This window comes from Actinospineispora acaciae DSM 45401, assembly GCF_000620785.1.
Classification (GTDB): Bacteria; Actinomycetota; Actinomycetes; order Mycobacteriales; family Pseudonocardiaceae; genus Pseudonocardia; species Pseudonocardia acaciae.
The window spans coordinates 640,935-654,871 of the sequence record NZ_JIAI01000003.1 but is presented as its reverse complement, the minus strand read 5'-3'; the positions used below and the strand labels follow the sequence as shown (position 1 = coordinate 654,871).

Sequence of the window (13,937 nt, the reverse complement as noted above, 5' to 3'; positions counted from 1 at the left end):
TTCCCCATTTCAGCTACGACTCCGGTCGCTGCGGGCTAGGCTCGGGCCGTTAATCGTGCCCGAGCCGTCTCGCCAGGTCGCGTACTAGTAGTCGTGCCCAGGGCATTCGGTCGGACTCCGTAGGCGGGTCCTGGGGGAATGATGCCCGGTAGGGGTGATTTGCTGCGCCCGTTCGTCGCTTCTTCGGTGGTTCCGTTATTGCTCCTCTTTTTGTTCACCGGCTCGGCAGCGGCGGACGCGGAGAGGGTCACGGACTGCGTTGGTGGCACCGCGTGGCTCAATACGGTGGAGGTCTGCGCGTTTGCCGAGGCGGAGCCGAGCGCGATCTACAGTTTTGGTGGAACGTTCACCGACTACACCATCATGGGGGCGCCGGAGCCCCGGTTAGTGGTGGAGGTTTTCAACGCCAGCGGAGAGGTGGTGTTGCAAACCGAGCGGTCCTGGGGGAACAACCGCCACGGCGAAAGGGTAGAGCAGAAAGCTCCACCCGGAGATCCGGCCGTCAACGATCGCTACACCAAGGTTTGCGCCACGCTCTACTCGCGGCAATATCTGAACAAGCCGCGAGCGTGTGCGGAGATCTCTTAGGAACTGGCTTCGCCGCGCCGCTGTGACGCGCGGGCGCGGATGCCGGCGGACGCGGGCGGGTAGCGCGAGAATGATCGCGCACATCCGGAACGCCGGGCGTGCACGATCGGGCGCAGTGTCGCCGACCGCACGGGGAGGCCGTTGTGACCAGCACCGTTTCCGCCGGATCGGGACGGCCGTCCAAGCTGACCGAGCTCCGGGCGCGGCATCATTGGCTCGATCACCTGCTCAGGGCCGCGCAGCGCTACGGAGACAAGCACGGCGACCACTACGCCGCCGCCATCACCTACTTCAGTGTTCTGGCGCTGGTCCCGCTGCTGATGGTGGCGTTCGCGGTGGCCGCGTTCTTCCTTCGGGCACACCCGGAGCTGATCGGCCAGCTCAAGGCGTCGGTCACGAAGGTGGCGCCGCCAGGGATGGACGTCACCTTGGGCGGCATCGTGGACCAGGCGATCGCGTCGGCCGGCACGGTCGGGGTGATTGGCCTGCTGGCCGCCGCCTACTCCGGACTGGGCTGGATGAGCAATCTGCGCGAGGCGCTTTCGGAACAGTGGGGCCAGCGCACCGAACCGCCGACGTTCCTGCGCCGGCTGGCGGTCGACCTCCTTGCGCTGGTGGGGCTCGGGGTCGCGTTGGTGTTGTCGGTGGCCGTGGGTGTGGTCGGCGGCCTGGCCGGTCCGATCGCGAACAATCTCGGGCTGGGTGACGTGGCCTGGCTGAGCCCGTTGATCTGGTTGGCCGCGTTGGTGGCCGGGTTGCTGGCCAGCTCGCTGGTGTTCCTGTGGGTCATCGCCCGGCTGCCTCGCGAGCCGGTTTCCTGGCGAAGCGCGACAAAGGCCGCGCTCATCGGCTCCGTCGGCTTTGAAGTGATCAAACAGGTAATGATCGTGTACGTCGCCGAGGTGACCAATTCGCCGACCGGAGCGGCGTTCGGTCCGATTCTCGGGTTGCTGATCTTTGTCTTCACGGTGTCGCGGTTCGTGCTCTTCCTGACGGCGTGGGCGGCGACGGCGCGGGAGAACGAACAGACCGACCGTCGGTCTGTTCCGGGGCCGGCGGTGATCAGGACGGACGTGGTGGTGCGCAACGGCATCGGCGCGCCGGCCGCCGTTGGGCTGGTGGGTGCCGGCGTCGTGACCGGTGTGGTGGCCGGCCTGGTCGGCGGGTTCCTGCGCCTACGCCGGCGACGCGACGGCCGGTGAGCCCGCCTCAGTGGTCCTTGTGGATGCTGGCGTCCACGTTCATCCCGGGAACCACGGTCACGCCGTTGTTGTTGATGATGGCGATCCTGACCGGGACGTACTGGTCGACCTTCTGCGGGTTGCGCGGGTCGCTGTCGGAGCTGGGGAACAGCTCGAACGCGCCGGCGGTGGAGCCCTGGATCTGGGTGACCAGCCCGAGGATCGGCGTGTTGGGGAAGGCGTCGACGGTGATGTCGACCTGCTGGCCGACGCGCACCTCGCTGATCTCGCTCTCCTCCACCCGGGCGGTGATGTAGATCGAGTCCGGGTTGTACGCGGTGGCCAGCTTGGAGCCCTGGGTCACGTACTGGCCCTCGACGGTGTTGTTGACCGCGACGGTGCCGCTGCCCGGCGACCTGATGGAGCGCTTGACGCGCGCCCCGCTACCGGCCTCCTCGATGCGGCCGACCACCTCGTTGTGCTGTACCGACGATCCCTGGGTGACCTTCCAGTCGATCAGCGTGCCGGTGCTGGGCGCGTTGATGTCCACCTTGTCGCCGTCGACCTTGGCGTTGTCGGTCGAGACGTACTTGCTGGAGTGCAGGAAGTAGGTGCCGGCGAACGCGCCCGCCTCTAGCAAGGTGATCAGCGTGATGATCGCGGTGGCGATCTTGGTCGAGCGCTTCAGCCTCCGCTTCGGCGGCGCGGGCGGCGGGTCCGAGGGGCGGGGCCGCTCCAGGGTGGCGACCGCGCCGTTCGTCGGCTGCTCCGGGGCGCCTTCAGGTGTCGGGTCCTGGCTCGTCATCGTGCATCCCCGCCTTAGTGGGCCATCGGCTTGTCGCCGCCCTGGGCCTGGGGCCCGGACTTGAGCCCGAACGCCAGCAACACCCCGACCAGCGTGATCGACCCGGCGATGAAGAACGCGTTGCTGTACGCCTGCGTCTGGACCTGGTTGGACAGCTGCTGCCACAGCGGGATCAGCCCGGACTGTCCCTGGTCGGCCATCTGCGTGATGCGCTGGTCGACGTTCGCGCCGCTGGACTGCAGCAGCCCGGACCGGTCGGCCATGAACTGCGCCTTGTCCACGGTGACCACCGCGGTCAGCGCGGCCAGCCCGAGCGCGGAGGTCACCCGCTGGGTCAGGGTGTTGAACGCGCTGCCGACGTCGGTGACCTCGGGCGGCAGCGATGCCAGGCCGCCGGTCATGATCGGCATCATGCCGAGCGCCATGCCGGCCGCCATGGCCACCAGGCCGATGACCAGCTCGCCGCGGCTGATGTCGACGTTGATCCTGGACAGCCACAGGATCCCGCCGCCGGTGAGCGAGAGCCCGACCACGGCCGGCCAGCGGGCGCCGAACTTGTCGTAGAGCTGACCGGCGATGGGCATCAGCACGGCCATGGTCAGCGCCTGCGGCAGCAGCACCAGGCCGGTGTTCCACGGGCTGAGCCGCTGCACGCTCTGCAGGAACAGCGGGATGTAGAACAGCACCGCGAACAGGCCGACCGAGATCGCGCTGATCAGCAGCAGCGAGTTGACGAACGGCCAGTGCTTGAGCACCCGGATGTTCAGCAGCGGCTGCTTGACCTGCAGCTCGATCACCACGAAGAACGCCAGCAGGTTGGTCGCGACGGCCAGCAGGATGAGCACCGGGTAGCTGGTCCAGCCCCAGGTGCTGCCCTTCTCCAACGCCAGCAGCAGGGAGAACATCGCGCCGGCGATGCTGATGAAGCCGAGCAGGTCGAACGTCCTGGTCGACTCGCCGGGGGTCTTCGGCAGCACCATGACGGCGGCGATCGCGCCGATCACGCCGATCGGGATGTTGATGTAGAAGATCAGCCGCCAGTCCACGTTCTCGACCAGGTAGCCGCCCAGCGTCGGCCCGACGCCCGGCGCGACCACGATGCCCAGCCCGTAGAGCCCCATCGCGGCGCCGAGCTTCTGCGGCGGCACGATCCGGAACAGCAAGGTCAGGCAGGTCACCGGGAGGATGCCGCCCGGGATGGCCTGCATGATCCGGAAGAAGATCATGGCGCCGAGCCCGTCGGCCATGCCGCACAGCACGGACGCCACGGTGAACAGCAGCAACGCCCAGATGTAGAGCCGCTTGAGCCCGAACCGGACGCCCAGCCAGGCGCTGACCGGCACCACCACGCCCTCGGTGAGGCTGTACGAGGTGCTGATCCACTGGATGTTCTCGGCGCTGACCCCGAAGTCCTGGCGGATCACCGGAATGGCCACGTTCACGATGCTGATGTCCAGGATGGACATGAACATGCCGGCGATCAGCACTACCAGCGGCAGGCCCCAGCCCGGGGCCTTCTCCGGTGCCGCGTCCGGGGTGGTCTCCGGCGCGGGTAACGTCGATTCCGGCGGCGGGGTGACCCGCTCGCGCTCGGCCTCGACGACACCGGCGCGCGGACCATCCCCGTTGGTCGACGTCGTCATGGGTGCCTCTCGGTGGAAGACCCGAGCGGCACTGCTCGAGCCGGACATCCGGGGGGTTGTCCCCGGTTCGGTGTACAAGCCTAGCGGCGTATGCGGGGACAGGTCCACGGATTTACTCCTATGATGACCGTCATGCGCACCGAGCACGTCGCCGCGGCGAAGCTGCGCAGCGACGCGCGGCGGAACCGAAAACTGCTGCTGCGCGCGGCCGGAGAGGTTCTGCGCGAGGACGGCCTGGACGCCTCGCTGGACGAGATCGCGCGCCGCGCCGGTGTGGGGAACGCCACGTTGTACCGACACTTCCCGAGCAGGGAGAAGCTCTGCGAGGCGGTGTTCGCCGAGGCCGGTGAGCTGCTGGAGGAGATCTGGGACCGGGTCATGCGCATCGAGGACCCGTGGCGGGCGATCGTCGCCTACTACGAGGAGGCGTGCGGCTTCTTCGCCACCGATCGGGGGCTGGCCGACCTCATGGTGCAGGGCATGCCCAGCTCGCCGGTGCTCAACCAGCTGCGCGAGCAGGCCGACTGGCGGCTGCGGGCGCTGCTGGAGCGGGCCCAGCGGGCCGGAGTGGTGCGCGCGGACATCGACGTGACCGACGCGATCCTGGTGATGTGCGCGCTGCAGCGGGTGATCCCGGCGGTGGAGTCGGTGTCACCGGACGCGTGGCGGCGGCACCTGGCGATCACGATCGACGGGCTGCGTCCGCATCCCGGCGCGCGGCTTCCCGGGGCCGCGCTGAGCGAGGACGAGCTGATCGACCTCTGCGAGCACTTCCACAACCCGCGCGGCGGGGGTGGCCGGCGGCGGCCCTGAGCGGCGGCCCTGGGCGGGAGGTACGGACGGTCAGGGCTCGGCGGGCGTTTCGGGTCGGCTCGCGGTGTGGCGGCCACCGGGGCGGGGGCGGCGGCGAGCGACCAGCACGGACGCCAGCACGCCCAGGATGACGCCGGCCCCGATGACGGCCAGGCCGGCGATGCGGTTCTCGACCTTGGTCTCGGCGGGGGCCGGTGGCGAGGTGGCGGGCGAGTGGGCAGCGGCCGCGACCTCGGCGTCCGTGGGCGGGCGGTGGTCCACCAGGGTGCCGACCGGCGCGGTGGTGGCCGGCAGCCCGAAGCCGTAGTCGAGCAGCCGCGCGGCCTGCGCGTCCATGGTCACCGGCCGCTGCTCGCCGCGCATCAGCACGGCCACCAGCCGGCGCCCGCCCCGCTCGGCGGCCACGATCAGGGTGTGCCGGGCGTCGTCGGTGAAGCCGGTCTTGCCGCCGATCGCGCCCTGGTACCAGCCCAGCAGGTGGTTGTCGTTGCTGATCTTGTAGCCGGGGCGGCCGGCGGCGCCCGGCCAGTCGAACAGCCGGGTCCGGCTGACCTCGGCAAACGTCGGGTCCCGGTGCACCACCCGGTAGATCGCCGCCAGGTCGTAGGCGGAGGTGGACATGCCGGCGGCGTCCAGCCCGGACGGGCTGGCCGGGCGGGTGTCCAGCGCGCCGATCTCGGCGGCGGTCTCGGACATCGCGCGCAGCGTGGCCGGCACCCCGCCGAGCTCGCGGGCCAGCGCGTTGGCCGCGTCGTTGCCGGAGTTCATGACCAGGCCGGTGAGCAGCTGGCGGACCGTGTAGCGCCCGCCCGGGTTCACCCCGACCCGGCTGCCGTCCATGTTCGCGTCCTCCGCCGTGCCCTCGACCACGGTGTCCAGGTCGAGGCGGCGCAGCGCCACCAGCGCGGTGAGCACCTTGAGCAGGGACGCGGGCCGCTCGCGGGCGTGCGGGTTGCGGGCGGCCAGTACGGCGCCGCTGTTCAGGTCCGCGAGCACCCAGGACGCGGTGGTCTCACCCGGCGGCACCGGCGGCGCGCCCGGCGGCAGCACCAGCCCGCACTCGGCCATCCTCGGCCCGCCGACCGGGCGGTCCGGCATCGGCAGCGGCGTCGGCGGGGCCTCGCCGGGCTGGGGCCGTTCCGAGGCGTCGATCGGCGGCGGCGGCGCCAGCGGCACCGTGCAGGGCGCGTTCGGCGCCGGTCGCGGCTGGGTGTGCGAGGGCTTGTCGGGTAGCGGTTGGGCGGTCGCGATGCCCGCCGGCCCCAGCAGGGCGCACCCGGAGGTCGCCAGGATCACGAGCGCGCCGGCGAGACGTCGGCCAGGCGGGAACACGCTTGTACACGGTAGACGAGTCCGTGATCGACATCGCCGCGACGGCCGCCGGTCACCCTTTAGGCCTCAGCGTCGGCCTTGACGGCGTCCAGGGTGCGGCGCATCCCGTCCACCATCGTCTCGTCGACCTTGCCCCCGAAGATCAGCAACGCGGCCGCGCGCACCGGCAGCGACGGCGCCTCGGTCCGGTCCCGCCACTGGGTCAGCACGGTGCCGCCGCCCTCGGCGGGCTCCAGCTTCCAGCCCCACCGCATCTTGTTCTCCCTGACCTGGAAGGCGAACCGGCGCGGCTGCTCGCACTCGATGACCGTGCAGTGCGTCGACCAGCGCAGCAGCCCGTGCTTGTTGGAGCCGGTGAACCGCGCGCCCTCGGCCGGCCCGGTGGCGCCGCTGGTCCACCGGCCGCCGGTGCAGCCCGGGCTCCACCTGCCCATGTTCGGGATGTCGGTGACCAGTGCCCACACCCGCTCCGGGGCGGCCGCAATCGTCACGCTGACCTCGTCCATCGCGTTCCTCCGATCGTCGCCGGATGATCGACACGGACTTTACTCGTCGGTAACCAGAAGACAATGCGTCGTGTCCAAATTGAATAACCCTCAGTGCTGGTCATCGTCGGGTACCGCCCAGTAGCGTGCCGGCAGGCAATGCCGCTTCCGTGTGGGCTCGGCGCTGCCGCGATCCGGACCGAACGCCGAGGGGGCGAAGATGCTCGGATTTTCGCGTGGAACGGTATTCGCCGCTGTCCTGCTGTCGGCCGCGCTGAGCGTGGTCGGCTGCGCCAAGGACACCGGCGGCGCGGGCGGCGGCGGTGGCGGGGGTGGCGCCCCGGCGGACTGCCAGCGGAACCCGGCGCCCAGCGGGACGGCCGCTGCCGCCCCTCCCACAGCCCCCGGCACGAACGCCGCCGCGCTGCGGGTCGGGCTGTCCTTCGACGTCGGCGGGCGCGGCGACGCCTCGTTCAACGACGCCGCGGCCGCCGGGCTGGACCGGGCGCGCGCCGAGCTGGGGCTGACCAACAGCAAGGAGCTGACCGCCGCCAAGGAGGAGAGCGAGGACGCCGCCACCACCCGGCTGCGCCAGCTCGTGGACGGCGGCTACGACCCGGTCATCGCCGTTGGGTTCAAGTACGAGCCCGCGGTGAAGACCGTCGCGAAGTCCGCGCCGAACGTGAAGTTCGCGCTGGTGGACAGCACGGCCGAGGGGGTGCCGAACGTGACCCCGCTGCTGTTCGCCGAGGAGCAGGGCTCGTTCCTGGTCGGCGCCGCCGCGGCGCTGAAGACCAAGACCTGCCACATCGGCTTTGTCGGCGGGGTGGAGACGCCGCTGATCCAGAAGTTCGAGGCCGGCTACAAGCAGGGCGCCAAGGCCGTCGCGCCGAACATCAAGATCGACACCAAGTACCTGTCCCCGGCCGGCGACCTGAGCGGGTTCAACGACCCGGCCAAGGGCACCGAGGCGGCAAAGGGCCAGCTGGACGCGGGCGCGGACATCGTCTACGCGGCGGCCGGCGCGTCCGGCAGCGGCGTGTTCCGCGCGATCAAGGCGGCCAGCTCGCCGAACAGCCCGCGTTACGGCATCGGCGTGGACTCCGACCAGTACCAGGACAAGACGCTGGCCGACGTCAAGGACGTGATCATGACGTCCATGCTCAAGCGGGTCGACGTGGCCGTCTACGACTACATCTCCGCCGTGGCCGGCAACCGGCTGGGCAGCCTGCCCAAGGTGTTCGACCTCAAGGTGGACGGCGTCGGGTACGCCACCTCCGGCGGCAAGGTGGACGACATCAAGCCGCAGCTGGACGCCTACAAGTCGCGGATCATCAGCGGCGCGATCACGGTGTCGGCCACTCCGTAGGCCTGGGCGGCCTGAGATGAGCCCTCGGTACGCGGTCCAGCTGTTCGGCATCAGCAAGCACTTCCCCGGCGTGGTGGCGAACAGCAACGTCGACCTGAACGTGCGCGCCGGCGAGGTGCACGCGCTGTGCGGCGAGAACGGGGCCGGCAAGTCGACCCTGATGAAGATCCTCTACGGCATGCTGCAGCCGGACTCCGGCCGGATCCAGGTGGACGGCTCGACGTTGCGGTTCCGCTCGCCGTCGGATGCGATCAAGGCCGGCATCGGCATGGTGCACCAGCACTTCATGCTCGCCGACAACCTCACGGTGGCGGAGAACGTGCTGCTCGGCGCGGAGGGGCTGCACGGCATCGGCAAGCGCGCCCGGCGCCGGATCGCCGAGCTGGCCGCCACCACCAGGCTGCGGGTGGACCCCGGGCTGCCGCTGGCCCGCCTCGGGGTGGCCGACCGGCAGCGGGTGGAGATCCTCAAGGTGCTCTACCGGGGCGCCCGGGTGGTGATCCTGGACGAGCCGACCGCCGTGCTGGTCCCGCAGGAGGTGGACGAGCTGTTCGGCACCGTGCGGGCGATGCGGGCGGAGGGGTACACGTTCCTGTTCATCTCGCACAAGCTGGACGAGGTGCGCGCGATCGCGGACACCATCACGGTGATCAGGCGCGGGCGCTGCGTGGGCACGGTGGATCCGCGCACGGTCACCAGCCGGCGGCTGGCCGAGATGATGGTGGGCAGCGAGCTGCCCGACCCCGGGATCAGGGAGCCGGCCGCGGCCGGGCGCGAGGTGCTGCGGCTGGAGGGGCTGACGCTGCTCGCGGACGGCGGCCGGCGGGTGCTCGACGACATCACGCTGAGCGTGCGGGCCGGCGAGGTGCTCGGCATCGCCGGGGTGGAGGGCAACGGGCAGACCGAGCTGGTCGAGACGATCATGGGCATGCGCCGGGCGGCGGCCGGGCGGGTGCGGCTCGGCCACTACGACCTGACCCACGAGCCGACCCTGTTCCGCCGCGAGGCCGGCATCGGCTACATCCCGGAGGACCGCACCCGGCACGGGCTGCTGCCCACCCAGCCGCTGTGGGCGAACCGGCTGCTCGGCCACCAGAGCCGCCGCCCGCTGGTCAGGCGCGGGATCCTGAACGTGGCGGCGGCGCGGGCAGACACCGAGCGGATCGTCACCGAGTTCGACGTCCGCACCCCGTCGGTGGAGGTCGCGGCGGCCGCGCTGTCCGGAGGGAACCAGCAGAAGCTCGTGGTCGGACGCGAGCTGGCCGGCGACCCGCACCTGCTCATCGCGTCGCACCCGACCCGTGGCGTGGACGTCGGCGCGCAGGCGTTGATCTGGGAGGAGATCCGCCGCGCCCGCCACCGTGGCCTGGCCGTGCTGCTGGTCTCCGCCGACCTCGACGAGCTGATCGGGCTGTCCGACTCGATCAAGGTGATGCTGCGCGGGCGGCTGGTGGCCGACGCGGACCCCTCCACCGTGACGCCCGAGCAACTGGGCACCGCGATGACCGGGGCGGCGACGTGAGCGGGGCGGCGGCGTGAACGGGGTGCGTGGGCGGCTGCTGGCGCCGGTGCTGGCGGTGGTGTTCGCCGCGCTGCTGTGCGCGGGGGCGCTGGCGATCAGCGGCGACTCGCCGTGGCTGGCGCTGCGGACCATGGTCGGCCAGGTCGGGCAGGGCACCACCGCGGTGGACATCCTGAACAGCGCGGCGGTGTACTACTTCTCCGGGCTGGCGGTCGCGGTGGGCTTCCAGATGAAGCTGTTCAACATCGGCGTGGAGGGCCAGTTCCGGCTGGCCGCCTGCGTGGCCGCGATCGTGGGCGGGCTCTGGGTGCTCCCTCCGGTGCTGCACACGGCGATGATCATCCTGGTGGCCGTGCTGGTCGGCGCCGGCTGGGCCTCGATCGCCGCGCTGCTCAAGGCCTACCGGGGCGTGCACGAGGTGATCTCCACGATCATGCTCAACGCCATCTCCACCGGCGTCATCGCCTACCTGATCAGGCCGGACACCTTCGGCGTTCTGCGCGGGAACAACATCTCCACCCAGCCGATCGGGCCGAGTGGCCAGTTCCCCGGCATCTCGCTGGGCGAGCGCGGCACGGTGTTCGGGATGGTGTTCGTGGCCGTGGCGCTGGGCCTCGGCTACTGGTTCCTGCTCGGGCGCACCCGGTTCGGGTTCGACCTGCGCGCGTCCGGGGAGTCGGCCACCGCCGCCTCGGCCGGTGGGGTCAACGCGCGGCGGATGACGGTGCTGGCGCTGCTGCTCTCCGGCGCGATGGCCGGGCTGGTCGGGCTGCCCGAGCTGCTCGGGCGCGACTTCGCGTACACCCTCAACGCCCCGCAGGGCTACGGCTTCACCGGGATCGCGATCGCGCTGCTGGGCCGCAACCACCCGGTCGGCGTGGCGTTCGGCTCGCTGCTCTGGGCGTTCCTGGACAAGGCGGCGCTGGCGCTGGACAACGTCGGCGTGCCCAGGGAGATCGCGGTGATCATGCAGGGCGTGACGGTGATCTCGGTGGTGATCGCGTACGAGATCGTCCGCCGCTACCAGCTCGCCGCCGAGCGCCGCAAGGTCACCGCGCAGGCCAGCATCGCGCTGAGCTCCGCCGGATCCGGCCCGCCCCCGCCGTCCGCGCCGCCGGCCAGCGCCCCCTCGGAGGCATGATGACCGCGCTGAACCCGGCCGACGCGCCGGTCACCGTCCCGGACGCGCCGCCGCCGCGCAGGCGGGTACCGGGGTGGGCGCGGGCCGCTCTCGTTACCGCCGTGGGCGTCGGCGTGCTGGTGGTGACCTCCGAGCTGACCGGCCAGCACGAGCTGACCTCCTCGGGCACCGCGCAGTCCGCGCTGCGGCTGCTGTTGCCGATCATGCTGGCCGGGCTGGGCGGGCTCTGGGCCGAGCGGGCCGGCGTGATCAACCTCGGGCTCGAGGGCATGATGATCATGGGGACCTGGGGCGGCGCGTTCGCCGGGCTGGCCTGGGGGCCGTGGGCGGCGATCGTCGGCGGGGTGGTCTTCGGCGCGCTCGGCGGGCTGCTGCACGCGCTGGCCACCGTGACGTTCGGGGTCAACCACATCGTGTCCGGGGTGGCGATCACGCTGCTCGGCGCCGGGCTCACCAAGTACCTGTCCACGCTGATCTTCGAGCCGCTGTCCCGCAACCCCCGGCAGTCGCCGCAGCTGCCCGGCTTCGACACGTACTCGGTGCAGCCGCTGGGCAACTGGCTGGGGGTGCTGGAGGACGGGCGGGTGCCGGTGCTCTCCGACCTGGCCGGCCTGGTGCGCGGGCTGGTCACCGGGTTCACCCCGCTGGTGCTGCTCGGGCTCGCGCTGGTCCCGGTCAGCTACTGGCTGCTCTGGCACACCCGGTTCGGGCTGCGGCTGCGCTCGTGCGGGGAGAACCCGTTCGCCGCCGAGTCGCTGGGGGTGTCGGTGTACACGCACAAGTACATCGCGGTGGTGGTGTCCGGCGCGCTGGCCGGGCTGGGCGGCGTGGCGCTGGTGCTCAACCCCGGCCAGCTCGGCTACCTGGAGAACCAGACCGGCGGGCGCGGCTACATCGGGCTGGCCGCGATGATCTTCGGCAACTGGCGGCCGGGCGGGCTGCTGGCCGGGTCGGCGTTGTTCGGTTATGTGGACGGGCTGCAGTTGCGGGCCGGGGGCGAGGCGGTGCACGCGCTGCTCTACGGCGGGTCGCTGCTGGCGGTCGCGGTGGCGCTGTGGTGGGTGGCCCGGCGGCGGTGGTGGGCGGCGGTCGCGGCGGCGGTGGCCGGGGCGCTGGCGTACGCGGTGTACTACGTGGCGGACACGGTGCCGCGCGAGTTCGCCACGTACGCGCCGCAGCTGGTCACCCTGGTGGTGCTGGCGGTGGCCGCGCAGCGGTTGCGCCCGCCGGCCGCGGACGGGCTGGAGTACCGGCGTGGTTCCGGTGACTGACCCCAGGCCGGACTGGCCGATGCTGCGCGCCGCCGCCTCGGCGGCCGCCGGGTACGCCTACAGCCCGTACTCCGGGTTGCGGGTGGGGGCGGCCGGGCTGTGCGACGATGGCCGCCTGGTGATGGGCTGCAACGTGGAGAACGCCTCGTACGGGCTGACGCTGTGCGCCGAGACCACCATGGCCGGACAGCTGCGGCTGACCGGCGGTGGCCGGTTCGTCGCGGTGGCCTGCCGTTCCGGGGACGGCATCGCCCTGACCCCCTGCGGCCGCTGCCGCCAGGTCCTCTACGAGCTCGGCGGCCCGACCTGCCTGGTGGACACCCCCGACGGCGTGCGCCCCCTCGACGAGCTCCTCCCCGCCGCCTTCGGCCCAGGTCAACTGCCGTGAGTGGTAAAGGTCGTCATAGCGGCCCTAGCCACTCACGGGTGGTGACCAGCGCTGTTGATGTGATCAGGGCGAAGCGGGACGGCGGGCGGCTGAGCGACGAGCAGATCGACTGGGTGGTGCGGGCGTACACCGACGGGGCGGTGGCCGAGGAGCAGATGGCGGCGCTGGCGATGGCGGTGCTTCTGCGGGGTATGGACGCCGGCGAGACCGCACGGTGGACGCTGGCGATGATCGAGTCGGGGGAGCGGCTGGACCTTTCCGGCGGGGTGGGGCGGCCGCTGGTGGACAAGCACTCCACCGGCGGGGTCGGTGACAAGATCACGCTGCCGCTGGCGCCGCTGGTCGCGGCCTGTGGGGCGGCGGTGCCGCAGCTGTCGGGACGGGGGCTCGGGCACACCGGCGGCACGCTGGACAAGCTGGAGGCCATTCCGGGCTGGCGGGCGTCGCTGTCCGAGGCGGAGATCCGCGCGCAGCTCGCGGAGGTCGGGGCGGTGGTGTGCGCTACGACGCCTCGGCTGGCGCCGGCGGATCGGAAGCTGTACGCGCTGCGTGACGTGACCGCGACGGTGGAGTCGATCCCGCTGATCGCCAGCTCGATCATGAGCAAGAAGTTGGCGGAGGGCACCGACGCGCTGGTGCTGGATGTGAAGGTCGGCTCCGGGGCGTTCATGAAGACGCCGGAGCAGGCCGGCGAGCTGGCCCGGACCATGATCGACATTGGTGCGGCGCACGGGCTGCGGTGCGCGGCGTTGATCACTGACATGTCGGTGCCGCTCGGGCGGACCGCCGGGAACGCGTTGGAGGTCGCCGAGGCGGTGGAGGTGCTGCGGGGCGGCGGGCCGGCCGATGTGGTCGAGCTGACCGTGCGGCTGGCCAGGGAGATGCTCGCATTGGTCGGCCTGGACGGCGCGCCCGATCCGGCGGAGGTGCTGGCGTCCGGGGCGGCGTACCCGGTGTGGCGGGCGATGATCGCGGCCCAGAGCGGTGATCCGGACGCCCCGCTGCCCACCGCGCGGCACGTCGAGCCGGTGCTGGCGGACCGGTCCGGGGTGCTGGTGGCGGATGCCTACGCGGTCGGGGTGGCGGCCTGGCGGCTGGGTGCTGGACGGGCTCGCAAGGAGGATGCGGTGGACCCGGCCGCCGGGGTCCGCCTGTTGGTCGGCCCGGGGGAACCGGTCACCGCCGGGCAGCCGCTGCTGGAGCTGCACACCGACCGGCCGGACACGCTGCCGGCCGCCCGCGCCGCGCTGGACGGCGCGGTCACCGTGGCCGACACCGCGCCCGGCCCCCGCCAGCTCGTACTGGCCGACGTCCGTACCTGACCGACCGTCCGCGCCCAAACCGACCGACCGTCGGTCTAGCTCCGGCCGGCCTAGACCGACCGACGGTCGGTCTAGGT

At 71.7% G+C, this 13,937-nt stretch carries 13 protein-coding genes; 9 read left to right on the top strand and 4 right to left on the bottom strand.

Translation table 11 applies throughout. The annotated features are described in order from the left end of the window. The first annotated feature begins 159 nt into the window (after positions 1-159). Complete coding sequence (locus N912_RS0119935; protein ID WP_156993778.1) at positions 160-588, top strand: hypothetical protein; 429 nt, start codon at positions 160-162, stop codon at positions 586-588. 143 nt (positions 589-731) lie between these two features. Beyond that, a complete protein-coding gene (yhjD, locus tag N912_RS0119930; protein ID WP_028923796.1) occupies positions 732-1,790 on the top strand; it encodes an inner membrane protein YhjD in 1,059 nt (352 codons plus the stop codon). A 7-nt stretch (positions 1,791-1,797) separates the two neighbouring features. Here the strand turns inward: yhjD and N912_RS0119925 are convergent, their stop codons facing one another. After that, a complete protein-coding gene (locus tag N912_RS0119925; protein ID WP_051580450.1) occupies positions 1,798-2,574 on the bottom strand; it encodes an efflux RND transporter periplasmic adaptor subunit in 777 nt (258 codons plus the stop codon). 14 nt (positions 2,575-2,588) lie between these two features. Next, positions 2,589-4,217 (bottom strand): DHA2 family efflux MFS transporter permease subunit, encoded by a 1,629-nt coding sequence (locus tag N912_RS53225; RefSeq protein WP_084211022.1) that lies wholly within the window; start codon positions 4,215-4,217, stop codon positions 2,589-2,591. A gap of 132 nt (positions 4,218-4,349) precedes the next feature. Here N912_RS53225 and N912_RS53220 point away from each other — a divergent pair, with 132 nt between their 5' ends. After that, positions 4,350-5,030, top strand: coding sequence for a TetR/AcrR family transcriptional regulator (locus N912_RS53220; protein WP_064745331.1), 681 nt, complete (start codon positions 4,350-4,352; stop codon positions 5,028-5,030). Positions 5,031-5,060: 30 nt separating this feature from the next. On the opposite strand, the gene N912_RS53215 is transcribed toward N912_RS53220, so the two are convergent. Together N912_RS53215 and N912_RS0119905 are read right to left on the bottom strand one after the other, a co-directional pair. After that, positions 5,061-6,362: a D-alanyl-D-alanine carboxypeptidase family protein gene (locus N912_RS53215; RefSeq protein ID WP_245645344.1), complete on the bottom strand. Its 1,302-nt coding sequence runs from the start codon at positions 6,360-6,362 to the stop codon at positions 5,061-5,063. Between the two features lie 59 nt (positions 6,363-6,421). Then, a complete protein-coding gene (locus tag N912_RS0119905; RefSeq protein WP_028923794.1) occupies positions 6,422-6,868 on the bottom strand; it encodes an SRPBCC family protein in 447 nt (148 codons plus the stop codon). A 199-nt stretch (positions 6,869-7,067) separates the two neighbouring features. On the opposite strand from N912_RS0119905, the gene N912_RS0119900 reads away from it, so the two are divergent. The 6 genes from N912_RS0119900 to N912_RS0119875 are packed head-to-tail and all read left to right on the top strand — an operon-like array spanning position 7,068 to position 13,860. Next, a complete protein-coding gene (locus tag N912_RS0119900; RefSeq protein ID WP_028923793.1) occupies positions 7,068-8,216 on the top strand; it encodes a BMP family lipoprotein in 1,149 nt (382 codons plus the stop codon). Between the two features lie 16 nt (positions 8,217-8,232). Then, positions 8,233-9,738, top strand: a complete 1,506-nt coding sequence (locus N912_RS0119895; protein ID WP_028923792.1) for an ABC transporter ATP-binding protein — start codon at positions 8,233-8,235, stop codon at positions 9,736-9,738. Positions 9,739-9,751: 13 nt separating this feature from the next. Next, a complete protein-coding gene (locus N912_RS0119890) occupies positions 9,752-10,879 on the top strand; it encodes an ABC transporter permease (RefSeq protein WP_028923791.1) in 1,128 nt (375 codons plus the stop codon). After that, the gene (locus N912_RS0119885; RefSeq protein ID WP_028923790.1) at positions 10,879-12,150 is read left to right on the top strand and encodes an ABC transporter permease; all 1,272 of its coding nucleotides are present in this window, start codon (positions 10,879-10,881) and stop codon (positions 12,148-12,150) included. Before N912_RS0119890 ends, N912_RS0119885 begins: the two co-directional genes overlap by 1 nt. Before the next feature lie 19 nt (positions 12,151-12,169). Continuing rightward, positions 12,170-12,538 carry a cytidine deaminase gene (locus tag N912_RS0119880; protein ID WP_037065420.1) on the top strand — a complete coding sequence of 123 codons (369 nt, stop codon included), beginning with the start codon at positions 12,170-12,172 and terminating at the stop codon, positions 12,536-12,538. A 41-nt stretch (positions 12,539-12,579) separates the two neighbouring features. Beyond that, complete coding sequence (locus N912_RS0119875) at positions 12,580-13,860, top strand: thymidine phosphorylase (protein ID WP_425415302.1); 1,281 nt, start codon at positions 12,580-12,582, stop codon at positions 13,858-13,860. Positions 13,861-13,937 lie beyond the last annotated feature (77 nt).

What these genes read in the sequence shown, in the direction of transcription:
- N912_RS0119925 (WP_051580450.1), bottom strand. Translation starts at nt 2,574, where the DNA reads ATGACGAGCCAGGACCCGACACCTGAAGGCGCCCCGGAGCAGCCGACG.
- N912_RS53225 (WP_084211022.1), bottom strand. Translation starts at nt 4,217, where the DNA reads ATGACGACGTCGACCAACGGGGATGGTCCGCGCGCCGGTGTCGTCGAG.
- N912_RS53220 (WP_064745331.1), top strand. Translation starts at nt 4,350, where the DNA reads ATGCGCACCGAGCACGTCGCCGCGGCGAAGCTGCGCAGCGACGCGCGG.
- N912_RS0119905 (WP_028923794.1), bottom strand. Translation starts at nt 6,868, where the DNA reads ATGGACGAGGTCAGCGTGACGATTGCGGCCGCCCCGGAGCGGGTGTGG.
- N912_RS0119900 (WP_028923793.1), top strand. Translation starts at nt 7,068, where the DNA reads ATGCTCGGATTTTCGCGTGGAACGGTATTCGCCGCTGTCCTGCTGTCG.
- N912_RS0119895 (WP_028923792.1), top strand. Translation starts at nt 8,233, where the DNA reads ATGAGCCCTCGGTACGCGGTCCAGCTGTTCGGCATCAGCAAGCACTTC.
- N912_RS0119885 (WP_028923790.1), top strand. Translation starts at nt 10,879, where the DNA reads ATGACCGCGCTGAACCCGGCCGACGCGCCGGTCACCGTCCCGGACGCG.
- N912_RS0119880 (WP_037065420.1), top strand. Translation starts at nt 12,170, where the DNA reads ATGCTGCGCGCCGCCGCCTCGGCGGCCGCCGGGTACGCCTACAGCCCG.